An 18,468-nucleotide genomic window follows, 5' to 3' on the forward strand; every position below is an offset into this window, starting at 1 on the left:
AAATGAAGGTTATCTAAGATTTTATCCATTTTTTTATAATACTTCATTTATCATTTTATTCATTTATTTTAGAATGAATATAACGAACTTTTAGATTCTTTTAATTTTTTTGCTAATTCAGAAGATTCATATCGCTCTGTTACTATTTCGATGTAAGAGGCATTTTCTGTTGATTCGGCTACTTCAAGTGCCTTATTTAACTCATCTATCGTTGTAACTTTCACACAATGCCAATCTTTGGCACCGAAAGCTTTAGGTAATTGATGATAATTCCATTGAGCAAGATCGTTATAATAGGCTTCAGGATAATCACATAATAATCGTTCAATTAAATAACCATCGTTATTTAAAACAAGAATAATCGGTTTTAATCTAAAACGAACAAATTGACTTATTTCTTGTACGGTTAATTGATGTGAGCCTTCACCTGTAATTAAAATAACTCGTTTATCCGGCGCGGCAAGTGCAGCACCAAATGATGCGGGTGTTGCCCAACCAATAGAACCCCATAATGTTTGGTTATGGAACTGAGCACCTTCTGGTAATAGAGCAAAGCCTAATCCCATTGATGATGTGCCTGTTTCAGCAATAATAATATCGTTAGGTCTAAAGAATTTCTCTAATCGAGGATAGAGATATTGCGCTGTAACTTTACCGTTATCAGATAAAATTGCTTCTCCTAATCCCTTGACTTTAATCTGATGATAAGTTTTATTCGGTAATCGCTTTGTTAGTTCAGAGAGAATATCTTCCATATAAACAGAAGAATAGATAACGGAATCAATTTCAACATATTTTGGCATGATGTTGATAAATTGTTCTGGTTTAATATTGGCAGTGAAACTCCCTGCATTAAAGTCGGTCATCATTGCTCCGATCCCTAACACATATTCACTATTTTCGACAAATTCTCTGACATCTGGCGTCATTAATTGTCCATCATACATCCCAACATATTGAGTATTAGATTCATTTAATATGCTTTTATCCATAAACATAGTGGCATAAGGTAAACCTGTTTTATCAATAAAAGCTTGGACATTATCTGATAACCCTAAACGTGTGGATAAAATACCGGGTAATACGCAGATATTATTGCTTTGTGTAAGCTTATCAATAATCAGTGATACCACTTTTTCTAGTATTTCTTTATCACTTATTGGTTTTTTCTGTGTGGTAACAGAGGTGTTTTCTATCACTGGCATCACTGCATAATCAGATGGTAAACCAATATAAACAGGACGACGTTCTTTTAATGCTGTCGCAATTAAACGTTCCATTTCAGCGATGCAATTTTCTGGCGTTAATATTGCATGAGCACAAGCAAGACGCTGAGCTAATTGATAAAAAATATCAAAATCACCATTACCTAAGGTATGGTGAACAAGGCGTTTACTTTTTTGCACACCACTTGCTGGCATCCCAACTAAATGAAAAATAGGCAGATTTTCTGCATAAGAGCCAGCAATAGCATTAATCGCACTTAATTCTCCAACTCCAAATGTGGTTGATAACGCAGCCATACCTTTAATTCGAGCATAACCATCAGCAGCATAAGCAGCATTTAATTCGTTACAGTTACCAATCCAACGTATATGGTTGCTATTACAAATCGTGTCTTCTATAGGAAAAGCGTAATCACCGGCAACACCAAAAACATCACTTATACCTAAGTCATATAATCGGTTTAGCATATATTCAACAACAGTCTTATTCATATTATCTCCAGAATATCCAAATAATAATCTGTAAAAATAGTATTATTCATTTATATTATGCTTAATGTTTTACCGCGGATATAAATCAATATGAAATGGTTTATTATTATTGATGGTATAACTAAATGTAATAAGGTAAATATTACTAATGGATATTCGTACATTACGTTATTTTGTTGAAGTCATTCAATTAAATGGTTTTAGCCGAGCTGCTGATGCTCTATTTATTACTCAGCCTGCAATTAGTCGTAGCATTAAAAAATTAGAAAATGAATTAGGTGTTATTTTATTGGTAAGAGAAGTTGATGGCGTAAGATTAACTGATGATGGCGCGATACTTTTTGAACATGCAAAAAAGATACTCGCACAATTTAATAGTATGAATAAAGCCCTTCAGGACAAGTCAGGAGCATTAACAGGAACATTAAATGTGGGATTACCTCCGGTAATAGCTTCGACGTATTTTGCCGATATTATTATGGCATTTAGTTCTCTACACCCTCAGGTTGAACTGAAAATATTTGAATTGGGAACTAAACAAATGGCAGAAGCGATGGTTGAGGGAAAAGTAGAAACAGCGGCCGTGGTATTACCTTTTAATAATGACATATTTGAATTAACGCCTTTTTCAAAAGAAAGTCTGATGCTATTAGTGTCTCCATCACATCCTTTAGCCATCAAAAAAGAAGTGCATTTTAAAGAGTTAATAAGTGAGCCTTTTATTTTTTTCTCTGAAGATTTTCGCATTAATGATTTAGTTTATAGCGCCTGCGGTATTTATAATACAAAGCCTATTATTGCAGGACGTAGTAACCATTTAGATTTAATTATAGCGATGGTAAAAGCGGGTGTAGGTGTAACACTACTGCCTGGGAGTATGTGTAATAAAAATCCCATTGATGACTTAATCGTGCTTCCTGTTGTTGAACCGACATTGTCATATCAATTAGCATTAGCAAATAATAAAAGTAGTTATAAAAGTCGAAGTTGCCAAGCATGGGATCGGTTAGCAAGAGAAAAGCTAATAATAGAATAAAATAGTAAATTAAGGTTTATCTATATTCTATTTAAGAAATAAATATCAAAAATATTTTTTAATAGCAAAAATAACTGAACATAAAAATGTCATTTTTTTCGGAAATGTGGATAGCAGTATAAAAGCAGTTATATAAATGATAAGTTTATATTTTGCACGTAGTCTTATGAGTAATAATAAAAACGAGCAAAATACAAATTAATCAGACAAGACAGGAATAGGATAGGGAACATGAATGAAAGTAATAGCTCTGTAAATCAACATTTTATTCGTAAACTTGAAAGTATTGTTGGTAAAAAACAGGTATTAACACAAGCACATAAAACAGAACGTTATCGTAAAGGCTTTCGTTCGGGACAAGGCAAGGCATTAGCGGTTGTATTTCCTGCCAATTTATTAGAACAATGGCGTGTTTTTAAAACCTGCGTTGAAGCTGATAAAATTATTATTATGCAAGCAGCGAATACGGGATTAACAGAAGGTTCGACGCCTAATGGTGATGATTATGATAGAGATATCGTGATTATTAGTACATTACGCCAAGATAAAATACAAGTTCTTTCAGAACATAATCAAGTTATAGCCTTTCCTGGTAGTACGCTGTGGCATTTAGAAAAAGTATTAAAACCATTAGGGCGTGAACCTCATTCTGTTATTGGCTCGTCTTGTATTGGTGCTTCTGTTATTGGTGGGATCTGTAATAACTCCGGCGGAGCTTTAGTTCGTCGAGGGCCTGCTTACACTGAATTATCGCTTTATGCACGAGTTAATGAAAAAGGTGAAGCTGAATTAGTTAACCACTTAGGTATTGATTTAGGTGAAACCCCAGAAGAGATTCTAACGAATTTAGATAATCGTCATTACCACGAGAAACAAATACAAGTGACAGAAAAATTAGCGTCTGATCATGAATATCATGAACGTGTTCGTGATGTTGATGCCAATACGCCTTCTCGATTTAATAATGATGAACGTCGTTTATATGAAGCTGCGGGGAGTGCAGGTAAATTATCTGTGTTTGCGGTACGATTAGATACATTCCCTGCGGATCATCGCACCCAAGTCTTTTATATTGGCACTAATAATCCTGATGAACTTGAAGATATTCGTCGCCATATTTTAAGTCATTTTAAAAAGCTTCCTGTTGCAGGAGAGTATATGCATAGAAGCTACTATAAAATGGCTGAAGTATATGGAAAAGATACATTTTTAGTGATTGATAAATTGGGCACAGATAAAATGCCAACTTTATTTGCCGTGAAAGGGCGAGTAGATGCGGTATTAAATAAAGTGCCTTTTTTGCCTAAAAACATGGCGGATAGAATCATGCAGTTTATGAGCAAATTATGGCCAGCTCATTTACCTGAGCGTATGACAGATTTCCGCGATAAATATGAACATCATTTAATGTTAAGAATGGCTGATGACGGTATTGAAGAGGCATCTAGCTATTTAAAAGAATATTTTAAACAAGCTTCGGGTGATTATTTTGAATGTACTGAAGAGGAAGGTAATAAAGCATTCTTACACCGTTTTGCTGCCGCTGGTGCTGCTGTTCGTTATCATGCTGTTCATGTGAATGACGTTGAAGATGTCTTGCCATTAGATATTGCATTGCGTCGTAATGACAAAGATTGGTTTGAAAAATTACCACCAGAAATAGAAAGTAAATTACTTTATAAACTCTATTGTGGTCATTTTATGTGTCACGTTATGCATCAGGACTACATTATTAAAAAAGGTGTTGATGCGAAGGCGCTAAAAGCAGAAATGTTAGCGTTATTAGATAAACGTGGAGCAGAGTATCCCGCAGAGCATAATGTAGGCCATCTGTATTATGCAAAGCCACAATTAAAAGCGTTCTATAAACATAACGATCCGACCAATAGTATGAATCCAGGCATAGGTAAAACCTCGAAATTAAAATATTGGGGAGAAGAGTGCGGATGTGGGCAGGCTCACGCTGAGGTTAAAACTGAACGTATTGAAATCAAAAAATAATTGTTTTATATCGTGTTTATTAAGTTAAAAAGAGAGGCAGGATAAAACCTGCCTTTTGTCTTATTGTCTAACTCGCAATATCTTGAGCATATAAATAAAGCTCTTGTAGTTGTTTTAGCTTCTCTTCGTTATCGCTATATTCTTCTGCTAAAAGCTGGATCGTATTGATATATTCAGTCAGTTTTTCTGGCGTTAACATCTCTTTTCTATGAGCTAACCAACGTTGTTGCTCATCATCGTTGAGAGTGGAAGGATAATTTCTCGCACGATAGCGGAAAAATAGCGGTTCCATTCTTGCATCTTCAAACGTTAAATCTAAAGCGGGTAAATTTTGGGGCGGTGTTGAGCGGATAATGTCCATTGCACTACGGTCGTTATCACTAAAAAAGCCATTATAAATTTGAGAGTCAACATCATCAGAAACAACAAAAGGGGATTGTTGAGCGAAGAGTTCCACGACTTTATTGCGTATTTCAGGATGTGAAAATAAAATGGCTTGGTTATTTAAACAAGCATCAACATCTAAACCTATTCTATCTGCATCTTGTGGTCTTAATGTATTTTGTGGTGCCACAATAGGGCATTTATTAATATGCAGTAATTTAATTGGAACAGGTGGTTCATCAACGGACAATTCACTGCGTGGCGTATATAAACGCTCACGTAATTGGTCTGATGTTAAGGTTAATAGCGGGGATATATCCGCAGATAAATCACACACAATAACCGCATTACGATTATCAGGGTGCCATGCCAATGGCGCCACAAGGCTTAAATTTGAGCGTGCTGCTCCAAACATACCTGAAACATGAACAATTGGCGTCATTGCAGGAATATCAATTAGTGCCTGTACTTTGCGCTTATCACGTAAATTAAAAAAATAATCAAACATACGCGGTTGTGCTTGTTTTAATTGTTTTGCCATCGCAATGGTGGCATAAACATCGGACATTGCATCATGCGCATTCTCATGAGAGATGCCATTGGCTTTGGTTAATAGCTCCAGACGAAAGCTTGAGAAACCGTCTTCATTTTCAGGCCAAACAATACCTTCTGGGCGTAGTGCATAACAGGCGCGTAAAACATCGAGCAAATCCCACCGAGAATTCCCTTTTTGCCAACTATAGGCATAAGGATCATAAAAATTACGATAAAAGATATTACGGGTTACTTCATCATCAAATCGAAGGTTGTTATATCCCATAATGCAACTATTAGGCTGACTAAACGCTTGATGAATTTGACGGGTAAATTCAGCTTCGATTAACCCGTTTTTTAACGCAATTTGTGGGGTTATTCCCGTTATCATCACTGCTTCAGGGTGAGGTAAATAATCGTCATTAGGTTTGCAATAAATCACGAGAGGATCTTCAATAATATTGAAATCCATGTCAGTTCTTATACCTGCGAACTGAGCAGGGCGATCTAGCGCTGGGTGTGTACCAAAAGTTTCATAATCATGAATATAAAATGTGGGCATTTTCGCTGAATTAGACAAGGTTTCCTACCGTAAATTTATTTGCTTATTGAGTTAAATTTTAAGTGAGATTTAAAAGTATTAACCCTTGCACTATTTAGTTGCGTTGGGTTTAAACATTATATATCTCTGTTTCGAGAGTGATGTGCCCCAAGCATAAAATTGCTAGCAATGCTCAATCGAGACATGGTAAACCATAATATAATAAACGTGAAATGTCATATTAAAGAGGATTCATGTCGAGCTTAATAATGAGCCTTTATATTTTTTCGCTCTCGCCAAAGAATTGCATACCAAATAAGGAGATTGATAGCAGTCTTCTAGACGATTTTTTCAATCCGCTATATGGATTTCAAGTTTGTAATAGAGGGGAGAGTAAAAATAAAATGAGACACTTTTACTCTTTCTACTGCATGATGTTATAGGATAAAAGATATGACTTAAAAGTTTTAAAATGACTGGCAGATAGACTGAAAGTATAAGGGATAATCACTCTTTTCAGTAATAATTGTAAACTTTGCTTGTTTATTGACACGATTAAGCGATAATCTTAAAGAGAGCTATTTATCTTAAATATCAATTGTAAAGGTGTAGGAAATGGATAACGCAAACAAGCCGTCTTTCCAAAACGTACTGGAGTTTGTGCGTATGTATCGTCGTAAAAACAAAATCCGTCGTGAGATCACTGACAATGAGAAAAAGATCCGTGATAACCAAAAACGTGTTCTTTTATTAGACAACTTAAGTGAATATATTAAACCAGGTATGTCTATCGAAGATGTACTGGGTATTATCGCAAATATGCGTAGCGACTATGATGATCGTGTTGATGATTATATTATTAAAAATGCAGATCTATCTAAAGAACGCCGTGAACTTTCTAAACAGTTAAAAGCGATGGGTGAAATTAAAAATCTTCCAGATCTAAAAGACTGATTGTTTTACTAAGCAAAATTCAGCCTCTGAATAGAAAATTCAGAGGTTTTTTTTATCTTATTTTTAGCACAATACGTTTTACTATTTTGATTCATTTAGTTAAAAAAAGAACCCACTAAAAGTGAGTTCTCAATTTAATAGTATTATCAAGATATTCTTAATAATGCCTTATTATCAATCTTGACTTTCCGTTTTCGTCATCACTGATGAAGCTTGGTTGGTAGAACAATGTCCACCAGCACCAGTCCGGCCTTTCTTATCAAAAGCAGGACGAGCTTCCCATGCTTTGATTTCAACCGCGACAGTGGCTTCATCAGATGCTGGTGCTTTCGTCATCGGTGCGCTTGCGTGTAGTTGGCGTACCACTGGTTCTTGACGAATAATAACGGTTGTCGGTTTGCTTTCTTTTACTGTTTCCGCTTTTGCTACAGGCGCTGAACTTACTTCTGACTGGCTTTCAGTCATAGCATCAACGATAGGCTCAGCAACAGTTTCAACATCACTTTCTTTGTGTTGTTCAACCGTTTTTTCGGTTTCAACAGGAGTGACAACTGGCTCTGGAGTAGACGTTTCACGCACTTCGCGTTCTATTGATGCTGGTGCAATAACCTCTTGTGCTACTTCTTCAGCCACCTCTGTACTTGTTTCCGCTTGTTGTGAAGCTTCATGCATATAAGCCTCAGTTGTGTTTAATACCGCAGAAATATTTTCTTTACGAGTGACATGTTCTTCGGTATTCACATCATTGATAACGTTGTCGACAACACTTTCTTCAACTTGATTTTCAATGATGTTATTCGCTACTGTTGGCGCTGATTGTGGCTCTATTGCAATAATTTCAGCAACAGCATCCGTGGTTGATTCACTACTAACAGTCACCGTGTAGGTTGATTCTGTAGTATCAGCTTGTTCAACTTTTGTAACAAGGGTTTCTGAAACTGCAGGAGCGATAGCGACCATTTGAGGATCAGCATGAGTAATGATGTTCTTTTCAACAAAACTCTCATTGTTGTTTTCAACATTATTCTTAATAATTGGAGCATCACTTACTGGTGTTACGGGGTAACTAATACATACTTTACCAGAAGCGAGTTCAGGTGATGCAACAGCCATGGCTAGAGGCATTGGTGACACGGTTAATGTACGTTCATCACGATAACGACGGCGACGTTGGCCACTGACACGTAAATGGCGAGGTGAACGGCGAGAACGACGAGGCATGACATTATCTTGCCCGTTGTTATCTTCAGTTTTATTGTCCTCTTGTGCTTTAGGTGCTGTATCTGGTAGAGCTTTTGCCGGTTGTGCCTCATTTGTTTCAACTTTTGCTATTGCAATAGCTTTAGGCGTTGTTTTTTCTGTAGGCGCAATTTTAGCTGGTGCGATAGCAACAGGCGGTTCTGAAATAGCCTTTTCTGTTGTTGCAACTGTTGCAACTGGTGCAATGGCTAACGGTGTATCGCTATCAGTAACACGTACAGATTGCGTTAATTGACGACGATTACGACGTTGCATAACAGGGCGACGAGGTTCTTCTTTCTTCTCATCAGCATTGTCTTTTTCAGTCGTATTTTTTTCACTAAGTGCAACTTGTGCTTTCGCAGCTTCCTGTTGTTGCTGACGTTTTTCTTCTTGGCGACGACGTTGTTCTGCGCGTTGTTCACGGCGTTGTTGGCGGCGCGCTTCACGTTCTGCAATCTCTTGTTCACTACTGACTTCAGTTGCTGGAGTCGGTTGTGGTTTTTGATTACGATTCTTACGATTCTCTTCGCTATTCGCGTTATCGCGATTACGATCGTTATCACGGTCGCGACGATTGTTGTTACGTCGATTGTTGTTATTACGACGTTCACGACGGTTATCTGTATTTTCTTTTTTGGTTTCCTGTGGTTTTTCTTGAGTTACCGCAGGTTCTGGTTCGTTACCAAATAAGTTAGAGAAGAATTTTGCAATAGAAGCAAAGAAACCTGTACCTTGAACTTGGGCTTGCTCTGATTTAACAGGCTTAGTTTGAGGCTGAGGAACTTTTTTACTTTTCGTTGTTTCAGTTGTGTTTTCTTCTTGTAATCCAAAGGCTGAAATAGCAGGTTGTTCAGGTGCTTTACGTTCTGTAGCAACATCGTCTTCAGCTTCATTTAACTGACTTTCGTGGAATTGCGCTAAGTTGTAGCTTAGAGACGTAATTTCTTCGCCCTTACGCACACGAATAACAGAGAAGTGAGGAGTTTGCATTTGGTCATTAGGGACAATAACCACTTTAACGTTAGATTGACGCAGTTCAATATCTGTTACTGCTTTACGTTTTTCGTTAAGCAAATAAGAGGCGATTTGAACAGGAACAATTGCATGAACTTCATGGGTATTTTCTTTCAGTGCTTCTTCTTCAATTAGACGTAACACAGAAAGTGACAGTGATTCGTTATCACGAATAGTGCCTGTGCCTAAGCAACGAGGACAAACATGATGGCTTGATTCACCCAATGAAGGACTTAAACGTTGACGAGACATCTCTAATAAGCCAAAGCGAGAGATGCGCCCAATTTGAATACGGGCACGATCTTGGCGTACGGCCTCACGCATTCTATTTTCAACTTCACGTTGGTGGCGTACTGGCGTCATGTCAATAAAGTCGATAACAATTAAACCACCGAGGTCGCGTAAACGTAATTGGCGTGCAATTTCGTCAGCTGCTTCTAAGTTAGTATTGAATGCTGTTTCTTCGATGTCACCACCACGAGTTGAGCGCGAGGAGTTAATGTCAATCGCCGTTAATGCTTCTGTAGTATCTATAACTAATGCACCACCAGAGGGTAAGCGAACTTCACGTTGAAACGCAGACTCGATTTGTGATTCAATTTGATAATGGCTAAATAATGGAACTGCGCCAGTGTAATGGCGAATTTTGCTAGCAAAATCACCACGTCCAATCGCTTCAATATGGCTACGCGCCATTTCAACGACTTTTGCGTTATCAATTAATATCTCACCAATATCAGGACGTAAATAGTCACGGAATGCGCGAACGATTACGTTGCTTTCTTGATGAATTAAAAAAGGTGCAGGGCGATTCTCTGCTGCTTTTTTAATGGCATCCCAGTGCCTTAGGCGATAGCTTAAATCTTGTTGTAGTGCTTCAGCAGATTTACCGACCCCTGCAGTACGTACAATTAGACCCATGCCATCTGGGATCTCAAGACTTGATAAGGCTTCTTTAAGTTCTGTACGGTCTTCACCTTCGATACGTCGAGAAATACCACCTGCGCGAGGATTATTTGGCATTAACACCAAATAGCTCCCTGCAAGGCTGATAAAAGTGGTTAATGCTGCACCCTTATTACCACGCTCTTCTTTATCAACTTGAACAATAACTTCCTGGCCTTCTTTCAAGACATCTTTGATGTTAGGACGACCATGGGAGTGATAATTACTAGGAAAATATTCGCGGGCTATTTCTTTAATAGGAAGGAAACCGTGGCGTTCCGCACCATAATCAACAAAAGCGGCTTCTAAGCTGGGTTCAATTCGAGTGATTTTACCTTTATAGATATTCGCTTTTTTCTGTTCATGACCGGGGCTTTCGATATCCAGATCGTACAAGCGTTGCCCATCAACAAGGGCAACACGCAACTCTTCCTGCTGAGTTGCGTTAATTAACATTCTTTTCATATTGTGACTTACTCGTTATTTTCACGTTTTATAATGTGCCACCAACATACGTAATTACACTATTGATAACCGATGACCTCGTGTCTTTTACAAATGCGTCAACCTCACGGTTGTCGATTGTATAGAGGTGCAATATCTCGGTGAGTCTGATTTTCAGTTCAAAAATTCAGCACTCTTTAATTGAACACAATGTTTCAACTCAATAAGCGATGTATTTGTGGCATACTAAATTGTTTGATTTTCGACTATGTCTTACGCCATTGCTGCATTTTGAAAATCAAACAAACAAAATTTTCATAAATATACCTGATAAACATAATCAGGAGAGTCTGCATTATTCCATTGGTGTTAGGGTTATAGCAAGATGACTTTTCTGCTTTGGTGACTTTTTCTGTATAAATATGAGAGATTAGCTAATGTTTCGTCTTTTTCCCATTATTCAGGTTAAAATAGACGACAGAATTGATGTTATTTTGTGCACCATAAAGTTGTTTGTTATTTTTATTTTTAAGAGAGCCAAAGAATCGCCACTATGAAATCATTTAATCAAGTTCAGTTCGTCACCATTGATGGCGATGAAGCAGGCCAGCGTATCGATAATTTTTTACTGGCACGCTTAAAAGGTGTACCAAAAAGTATGATTTACCGAATTATCCGTAAAGGGGAAGTTCGGGTTAATAAAGGGCGAATTAAACCTGAGTACAAATTAAATGCAGGTGACAGTATTCGTATTCCACCTGTGAGAGTAGCAGAAAAAGAAGAAATTGCCGTATCGCCAAAGTTAGACAAAGTTTCCGCATTAGCCAATTGTATTTTATATGAAGATGATCATTTGATGCTGATTAATAAACCATCTGGTACGGCTGTGCATGGTGGTAGCGGTTTAAGTTTTGGTGTCATTGAAGGTTTACGTGCATTACGCCCAGAAGCCCGTTTTTTAGAGCTTGTGCATCGCCTTGATAGAGATACCTCTGGCGTATTGTTAATTGCGAAAAAACGATCAGCTCTGCGTGCTTTACATGAGCAGTTACGTTTAAAGCAGATGCAAAAAGATTATTTAGCTTTAGTTCGTGGTCAGTGGCAATCGCATACTAAAGTGGTGCAAGCGCCATTATTGAAAAATATTCTTCAAAGTGGTGAGCGTGTAGTAAAAGTGAGCAATGAAGGCAAACCTTCAGAGACGCGTTTTAAAGTGGAAGAGCGTTTCGGATTTGCCACTTTGGTGAAAGCAAGCCCAGTAACAGGAAGAACACACCAAATCCGTGTACATACATTACATGCAGGTCATCCTATTGCTTTTGATGATCGTTATGGTGATCGTGATTTCGATGCACAATTGGTAGGAACAAAACTCAATCGTTTATTTTTACACGCGAGTTCTTTGACATTCACACACCCTTCAACGGGTGAACAGATGCGGATTGAGGCACCCATGGATACCTCATTACGCCATTGTTTACAGGTATTGCGTAGTCAAAAATCTTAAATTCTTATTTCGGCAAAAAATTCGAATTCCCAATACGTCCAGTTAATTGGACGCATTGGGGCTTAAAACCATATGGAGCGGTTAATAAGAATACAATTAACCCTCTATTTTTGTCATACATTGCTCAACGATGTTATCAATATTCCACTCTTTAGGCAGTGATTTTGAACCATTTTTGCGCATTTCCATATCAACACGAATAAATTCAGTAATGCCATAATTTTTGATAATGCTGTCGTAGGTGCATCCACACACTTCTGTAATTTGAGGAATAAGTGCATCATCAGTAATGCCGGATCCTAATATGCAACTGCTGACAAAGTTCTTTTTGAATGAAGATGTGCTGTCATCTTTTTTATTCGAAATTACACTGTCTTGGACAATATTGTTGGCATTAGTTGTTTGAGCGGTTTCTGTGTCTTTTTCATCAGAACAACCCGCTAATGCTGTTGCCATCACTAACGCTATCAAGACGGATGTTAGTTTATTCATAATACGTTTTATCGCTACATAAGATTAAAAATAAGATGATCGGGTTTATTTTTGATCATCAGAGAAAAATAATGGGTTTATTCTTTGCGAGAGTAACATTTTATTCAATCGGATAAGTGGCAAACCAATTAAAGAATTTGGATCATCGCCTGCTAGTTTATCAAATAGAGTAATACCCAGCCCTTCAGATTTAAAACTTCCAGCACAATTGAAAGGCATTTCTTTATTTAAATAACTGATAATTTCATCATCGGTTAAATGACGAAAGTAAACTTGAAATAATTCACAATGCGTTTGGTGTTCTAAATTTAGGCTATTATATACAGTTAATCCAGTATAAAACGACACACATTGCCCTGATGCTTGTTTTAATTGTGCGAAAGCATTATCAAAATTATAGGGTTTACCTGTGATTTTTTTATTTAATACACAAACTTGATCGGCGCCAATAATAATGTGATGTGGAAATTTTGCTTGTAAAGCGCTGGCTTTTTCATAGGATAAGCGAGTGACAAGATCCTGAGCACACTCAGTGGGTATTGGGGTTTCGTCAATATCGGGAGATGCCTGTATAAAGGGCATTCCAAGCTTTTTTAGCAACTGAGCTCGAAAGGGTGAAGTAGACGCAAGAACGAGTGGCAACATATTTTTTTTAAAATCCGTAGCAAAATGATGCCTGACATTCTAAACTATGCGCCGCTGATAAAGCGAATTTTGGTGGAAAGGTGTAGATAACCCGCCTTTTTCTTTGACTATATTCCATTACAAAGATAATATGCGCGCCTTATGCAAAAGGTAAAATTACCCCTGACCATTGATGCGTTGCGAGCAGCTCAAAAGAATTTAGACTATGACGGTCATTATTCTCCAGAGCAAGTAAGCCGCTTAGCTGAATCGGTGGTCAGTGTGGACAGTAATATTGATGTGGCTTTATCATTTGATATTGACCATCAACGCCTTGCCGTGATTAAAGGACATTCCGATGTGGATGTGACTTTAGAATGTCAACGTTGTGGTGGCCATTTTCCTTATCATGTTCACGCAACATATTGTTTTAGCCCTGTTGTCAGTGATGAACGGGCCGAGGCATTACCGGAAGAATATGAACCAGTCGATGTAAACGAATTTGGTGAAATAGATTTGCTGGCAATGATTGAAGATGAAATAATCCTCAACTTGCCGGTGGTTCCGGTACATGATTTTGAACACTGTGAAGTGTCCGACGCGGATATGGTGTTTGGTGAACTCCCTGAGGAATTATCAGAGAAGCCGAATCCATTTGCCGTATTAGCCAGTTTAAAGAAAAGTACTAAGGAGTAAGGTCAATGGCCGTACAACAAAACAAACCAACTCGTTCTAAACGCGGTATGCGTCGTTCTCATGACGCGCTGACAGTAACTCAAGTTTCAGTTGACAAAACTTCTGGTGAAACTCACCTGCGTCACCATGTAACTGCTGACGGTTACTACCGTGGTCGCAAGGTTATCAACAAGTAATTAGCTTTATAGCTCGTTGATACCTTGACAAATCTAACCATAGCGTTAGATGCGATGGGCGGGGACTTCGGTCCTCGCATCACAGTGCCTGCTTGTTTGCGGGCGCTGGCATCTAATCCTCATTTAAAAATATTGCTGGTAGGTCAACCAGACGCTATCTCTCCTTTGCTTGCAGATCAAAATGCTGAGCTAATTTCCCGTTTACACGTTATACCCGCTGAACATATTGTCGCCAATGATGCTAAACCTTCACAAGCTATTAGAGCAAGTAAAGGTACATCAATGCGAGTGGCGCTTGATCTCGTGAAAACAGGTGAAGCACAAGCCTGTGTAAGCGCTGGTAATACTGGCGTATTAATGGGATTAGCAAAACTGCGACTGAATGCTATTGATGGAATTGAACGTCCTGCACTGGTTTCGGTATTACCTAACCAGAAAAAAGGTAAGACTGTCGTTCTTGATTTAGGCGCGAACGTTAACTGTGATAGCCAAATGTTGGTACAGTTTGCGGTGATGGGCGCAGTTATGGCAGAAGAAATTGCAGGAATTAGTTCACCTAAAGTGGCACTTTTAAATATTGGTGAAGAAGAGAGTAAAGGGTTAGATAATATCCGCGAAGCCGCTACGGTATTAAAGTCGACACCTAATATCAATTATATTGGTTATGTTGAAGGTAATGAATTACTGACAGGCAAAACGGATGTATTGGTGTGTGACGGCTTCGCAGGTAATGTCTCCCTTAAAACGATGGAAGGGGTTATTCGGGTTTTCCTTTCATTGATTAAATCTTCTACTACTGAAAATAAAAAAACGTCGTGGTGGATAAAAATATTGAAGAAATGGTTACAAAAACGGCTAATTAAGCGTTTTGGACACATGAACCCCGACCAGTATAACGGTGCTTCTCTGTTAGGATTACGCGGTATCGTCATTAAGAGCCATGGTGGCGCAAATGAAAGCGCGTTTACAGCAGCAATAGAACAGGCTGTTCATGCCGTTGAGCGAAAAATCCCAGAACGGATCGCTTCTCGACTGACAACAGTATTACCCAAGAGCGATTGATAGAATGTATACAAAAATCTTAGGTACTGGTAGTTACTTGCCTGTACAAGTGCGAACTAATGCCGATTTAGAAACAATGGTTGAAACGTCTGACGAGTGGATTGTTACCCGGACAGGTATTCATGAACGTCGGATTGCAACAGAAGAAGAAACTGTTGCGTTGATGGGAGCAAGTGCGGCTGAAAAAGCATTAGAAATGTCTGGTATTGATAAGCAAGACATTGGGTTGATTGTTGTTGCCACAACATCAGGCTCACATGCATTCCCAAGCGCAGCATGTCAGATTCAAAATGCGTTAGGTATCAATGATTGCATCGCTTTTGACGTTGCTGCAGCATGTTCTGGCTTTGTTTATGCATTAAGTATTGCAGATCAGTTTATTAAAGCTGGTTCTGTTAAGCATGCTCTTGTGATCGGTGCTGATAGATTATCCCATGCGTTAGATCCTAACGATCGTGGCACCATTATTTTATTTGGTGATGCGGCGGGTGCAGCAGTTGTGGGTGCGTCAGAAGACGAAGGTATTATTTCTACACATTTACACTCTGATGGGCGTTTCGGTGATTTATTAGCATTACCTTATCAGCGTAAAGAAAATGAAGATTTACCTGCTTACGTTACAATGGCAGGAAATGAAGTATTTAAAGTCGCAGTTCGTGAACTTGCCCACATTGTGGATGAGACACTCGAAGCTAACAATATTGATAAATCTGAACTGGACTGGCTTGTGCCTCATCAGGCAAATTTAAGAATTATTTCAGCGACAGCGAAAAAGCTGGATATGACAATGGATAAAGTAGTGGTGACATTAGATCGCCACGGCAATACGTCAGCAGCATCAGTCCCAACAGCATTAGATGAAGCTGTAAGAGACAATCGCATTCAACGTGGTCAGTTAATCTTGCTGGAAGCGTTTGGTGGTGGTTTTACTTGGGGTTCTGCACTTATCCGTTTTTAATATTATCAGGAAAATAAACATGACTGATTTTGCAATGGTTTTCCCTGGACAGGGATCGCAAACTGTTGGAATGCTTGCAGAACTTGCCGAGCAATATCCAATAGTGACTGAAACATTTGCTCAAGCATCTGATGTATTGGGCTACTCTCTTTGGGATTTAGTTCAAAATGGCCCTGAAGATGAGTTAAACAAAACATGGAAAACACAACCCGCATTATTAGCCGCCTCGGTTGCTGTTTGGCGTGTATGGCAAGAAAAACAAGGCAAAATGCCACAAATGATGGCAGGTCACAGTCTTGGTGAGTATTCTGCTTTAGTGTGTGCGGGTGTTATTGATTTCACCGCAGCAATTAAACTAGTAGAATTACGCGGTCAACTGATGCAAGAAGCTGTACCAGCAGGTACAGGCGCAATGTATGCGATTATCGGTTTAGATAATGACGCTATTGCAAAGGCATGTGAAGAAGCAGCCCAAGGGCAAGTTGTTTCGCCTGTAAACTTTAATTCACCAGGTCAAGTGGTTATCGCTGGTAATAAAGAGGCAGTAGAACGTGCTGGTGTTTTATGTAAGGAAGCTGGCGCTAAGCGCGCGTTGCCATTAGCGGTAAGCGTGCCTTCACATTGTGCTTTAATGAAACCAGCAGCTGATAAGCTAGCGATTGCATTACAAGAAATTGAATTTAAACAACCTGAAATACAGGTCGTTAATAATGTTGATGTGAAAGCACAAACTGATGTTAATGCTATCCGTGATGCGTTAGTTCGCCAGCTTTATAATCCAGTTCGCTGGACTGAAACGGTTGAACTTATTGCTGAAAAAGGTATCACACAGCTATTAGAAATCGGCCCAGGAAAAGTATTAACTGGTTTAACAAAACGTATTTCTAAAGAAATGAACGCTGCAGCAGTTAATGATATTGCGTCATTAAATGCTGCATTAGGAAATGACTGAGGGATCTCATGGGATTTGACGGAAAAATAGCGCTAGTTACTGGTGCAAGCCGTGGCATTGGCCGTGCGATTGCAGAAGATTTAGTTGCGCGCGGTGCGACCGTAATTGGTACAGCAACGAGTGAAAACGGTGCGCAAGCTATCAGCGAATATTTAAGCGGTAAAGGTAAGGGTTTTGTGTTAAATGTCACAGAAAACGACTCTATCGAAAAATTTTTAGCTGAAGTGCGTGCTGAATTTGGCGAAATTGATATTTTGGTCAATAATGCAGGTATTACTCGTGATAACCTGTTGATGCGCATGAAAGATGATGAGTGGCAAGATATCATCAACACAAATCTTTCATCAGTCTTCCGTCTGTCTAAAGCAGTTATGCGTGCTATGATGAAAAAACGTTATGGCCGTATAATTACCATTGGTTCTGTTGTTGGAACTATGGGTAATGCAGGACAGGCAAACTACGCGGCGGCAAAAGCGGGTGTGATTGGTTTTAGTAAATCATTAGCACGCGAAGTTGCTTCCCGGGGCATTACGGTAAATGTTGTTGCACCTGGTTTTATCGAAACTGATATGACAAGAGCATTAACAGATGACCAAAGAGCAGGTATTTTATCTCAAGTTCCTGCTAACCGTTTAGGTGATGCCAAAGAGATTGCCAGTGCTGTAGCCTTCTTAGCTTCTGATGAAGCAAGCTATATCACGGGTGAAACATTGCATGTCAATGGTGGCATGTACATGATCTAATTATGGGGACGTCTTTATATTTGCTTTTTGCGTACAATATAATGCAAAATATAGCGAATAAAGTAGTCCACACAGTCGGGATTGGTTAGATCTTTTCCTGTATTTATAAACTAAGAAAATCATCGCGCAAGCGAGTTTTGATAGGAAATTTAATAGTATGAGCACTATCGACGAACGCGTTAAGAAAATCATTGTTGAACAACTGGGTGTTAAAGAGGAAGAAGTTGTAAATTCAGCTTCATTTGTTGATGACTTAGGCGCTGATTCTCTTGACACAGTTGAGCTGGTAATGGCTCTGGAAGAAGAATTCGATATCGAAATCCCAGACGAAGAAGCAGAAAAAATTACTACAGTTCAAGCTGCTATTGATTACGTTGAAAACGCAGGTAAATAAGCTTGCTAATCTAGGCGGTCACTCGACCGCCTATATTTTTAATCCTAAACT

16 protein-coding genes are annotated in these 18,468 nt (G+C 38.7%); 11 read left to right on the forward strand and 5 right to left on the reverse strand.

The genetic code is table 11. The features are described 5' to 3' along the window. Positions 1-68: 68 nt before the first annotated feature. Positions 69-1,718 (reverse strand): alpha-keto acid decarboxylase family protein, encoded by a 1,650-nt coding sequence (locus GWJ05_RS18040; protein WP_103004825.1) that lies wholly within the window; start codon positions 1,716-1,718, stop codon positions 69-71. 148 nt (positions 1,719-1,866) lie between these two features. Here GWJ05_RS18040 and GWJ05_RS18045 point away from each other — a divergent pair, with 148 nt between their 5' ends. Next, the gene (locus tag GWJ05_RS18045) at positions 1,867-2,754 is read left to right on the forward strand and encodes a LysR family transcriptional regulator (RefSeq protein ID WP_036937777.1); all 888 of its coding nucleotides are present in this window, start codon (positions 1,867-1,869) and stop codon (positions 2,752-2,754) included. A 231-nt stretch (positions 2,755-2,985) separates the two neighbouring features. After that, positions 2,986-4,755 (forward strand): D-lactate dehydrogenase, encoded by a 1,770-nt coding sequence (gene dld / locus GWJ05_RS18050; protein ID WP_036937775.1) that lies wholly within the window; start codon positions 2,986-2,988, stop codon positions 4,753-4,755. Between the two features lie 67 nt (positions 4,756-4,822). On the opposite strand, the gene sbcB is transcribed toward dld, so the two are convergent. Then, positions 4,823-6,253, reverse strand: a complete 1,431-nt coding sequence (gene sbcB / locus GWJ05_RS18055) for an exodeoxyribonuclease I (protein WP_161681540.1) — start codon at positions 6,251-6,253, stop codon at positions 4,823-4,825. Between the two features lie 576 nt (positions 6,254-6,829). On the opposite strand from sbcB, the gene tmaR reads away from it, so the two are divergent. Continuing rightward, a complete protein-coding gene (gene tmaR / locus GWJ05_RS18060) occupies positions 6,830-7,168 on the forward strand; it encodes a PTS system regulator TmaR (protein ID WP_036937771.1) in 339 nt (112 codons plus the stop codon). Positions 7,169-7,342: 174 nt separating this feature from the next. On the opposite strand, the gene rne is transcribed toward tmaR, so the two are convergent. Continuing rightward, positions 7,343-10,834 carry a ribonuclease E gene (rne, locus tag GWJ05_RS18065; protein WP_161681541.1) on the reverse strand — a complete coding sequence of 1,164 codons (3,492 nt, stop codon included), beginning with the start codon at positions 10,832-10,834 and terminating at the stop codon, positions 7,343-7,345. Between the two features lie 532 nt (positions 10,835-11,366). Here rne and rluC point away from each other — a divergent pair. Then, positions 11,367-12,320, forward strand: a complete 954-nt coding sequence (rluC, locus tag GWJ05_RS18070) for a 23S rRNA pseudouridine(955/2504/2580) synthase RluC (RefSeq protein ID WP_036937767.1) — start codon at positions 11,367-11,369, stop codon at positions 12,318-12,320. A gap of 96 nt (positions 12,321-12,416) precedes the next feature. On the opposite strand, the gene GWJ05_RS18075 is transcribed toward rluC, so the two are convergent. Both GWJ05_RS18075 and GWJ05_RS18080 read right to left on the reverse strand, forming a co-directional pair. Then, on the reverse strand, positions 12,417-12,812 hold the full coding sequence (locus GWJ05_RS18075) for a hypothetical protein (RefSeq protein WP_087803566.1): 396 nt from the start codon (positions 12,810-12,812) through the stop codon (positions 12,417-12,419). 45 nt (positions 12,813-12,857) lie between these two features. Next, on the reverse strand, positions 12,858-13,457 hold the full coding sequence (locus tag GWJ05_RS18080) for a Maf family protein (protein WP_036937761.1): 600 nt from the start codon (positions 13,455-13,457) through the stop codon (positions 12,858-12,860). Between the two features lie 141 nt (positions 13,458-13,598). Between GWJ05_RS18080 and yceD the strand changes: the two genes are divergently transcribed. The 7 genes from yceD (at position 13,599) to acpP (ending at position 18,417) form a co-directional block, all read left to right on the forward strand. Then, positions 13,599-14,132, forward strand: a complete 534-nt coding sequence (gene yceD / locus GWJ05_RS18085; RefSeq protein WP_036937758.1) for a 23S rRNA accumulation protein YceD — start codon at positions 13,599-13,601, stop codon at positions 14,130-14,132. A gap of 5 nt (positions 14,133-14,137) precedes the next feature. Further along, positions 14,138-14,308 (forward strand): 50S ribosomal protein L32, encoded by a 171-nt coding sequence (gene rpmF, locus GWJ05_RS18090; RefSeq protein WP_006537252.1) that lies wholly within the window; start codon positions 14,138-14,140, stop codon positions 14,306-14,308. A 24-nt stretch (positions 14,309-14,332) separates the two neighbouring features. Then, complete coding sequence (gene plsX / locus GWJ05_RS18095) at positions 14,333-15,370, forward strand: phosphate acyltransferase PlsX (RefSeq protein WP_072024209.1); 1,038 nt, start codon at positions 14,333-14,335, stop codon at positions 15,368-15,370. A 4-nt stretch (positions 15,371-15,374) separates the two neighbouring features. After that, a complete protein-coding gene (locus tag GWJ05_RS18100) occupies positions 15,375-16,328 on the forward strand; it encodes a beta-ketoacyl-ACP synthase III (RefSeq protein ID WP_036937752.1) in 954 nt (317 codons plus the stop codon). A gap of 19 nt (positions 16,329-16,347) precedes the next feature. Further along, on the forward strand, positions 16,348-17,280 hold the full coding sequence (gene fabD, locus GWJ05_RS18105) for an ACP S-malonyltransferase (RefSeq protein ID WP_036937749.1): 933 nt from the start codon (positions 16,348-16,350) through the stop codon (positions 17,278-17,280). A gap of 8 nt (positions 17,281-17,288) precedes the next feature. Further along, positions 17,289-18,023, forward strand: coding sequence for a 3-oxoacyl-ACP reductase FabG (fabG, locus tag GWJ05_RS18110; RefSeq protein WP_036937746.1), 735 nt, complete (start codon positions 17,289-17,291; stop codon positions 18,021-18,023). A 157-nt stretch (positions 18,024-18,180) separates the two neighbouring features. Next, entirely contained in the window at positions 18,181-18,417 is a 237-nt protein-coding gene (gene acpP, locus GWJ05_RS18115; protein ID WP_004247087.1) for an acyl carrier protein, read from the forward strand. Positions 18,418-18,468 lie beyond the last annotated feature (51 nt).

Source organism: Proteus sp. G2626, assembly GCF_009915985.1.
Classification (GTDB): domain Bacteria; phylum Pseudomonadota; class Gammaproteobacteria; order Enterobacterales; family Enterobacteriaceae; genus Proteus; species Proteus vulgaris.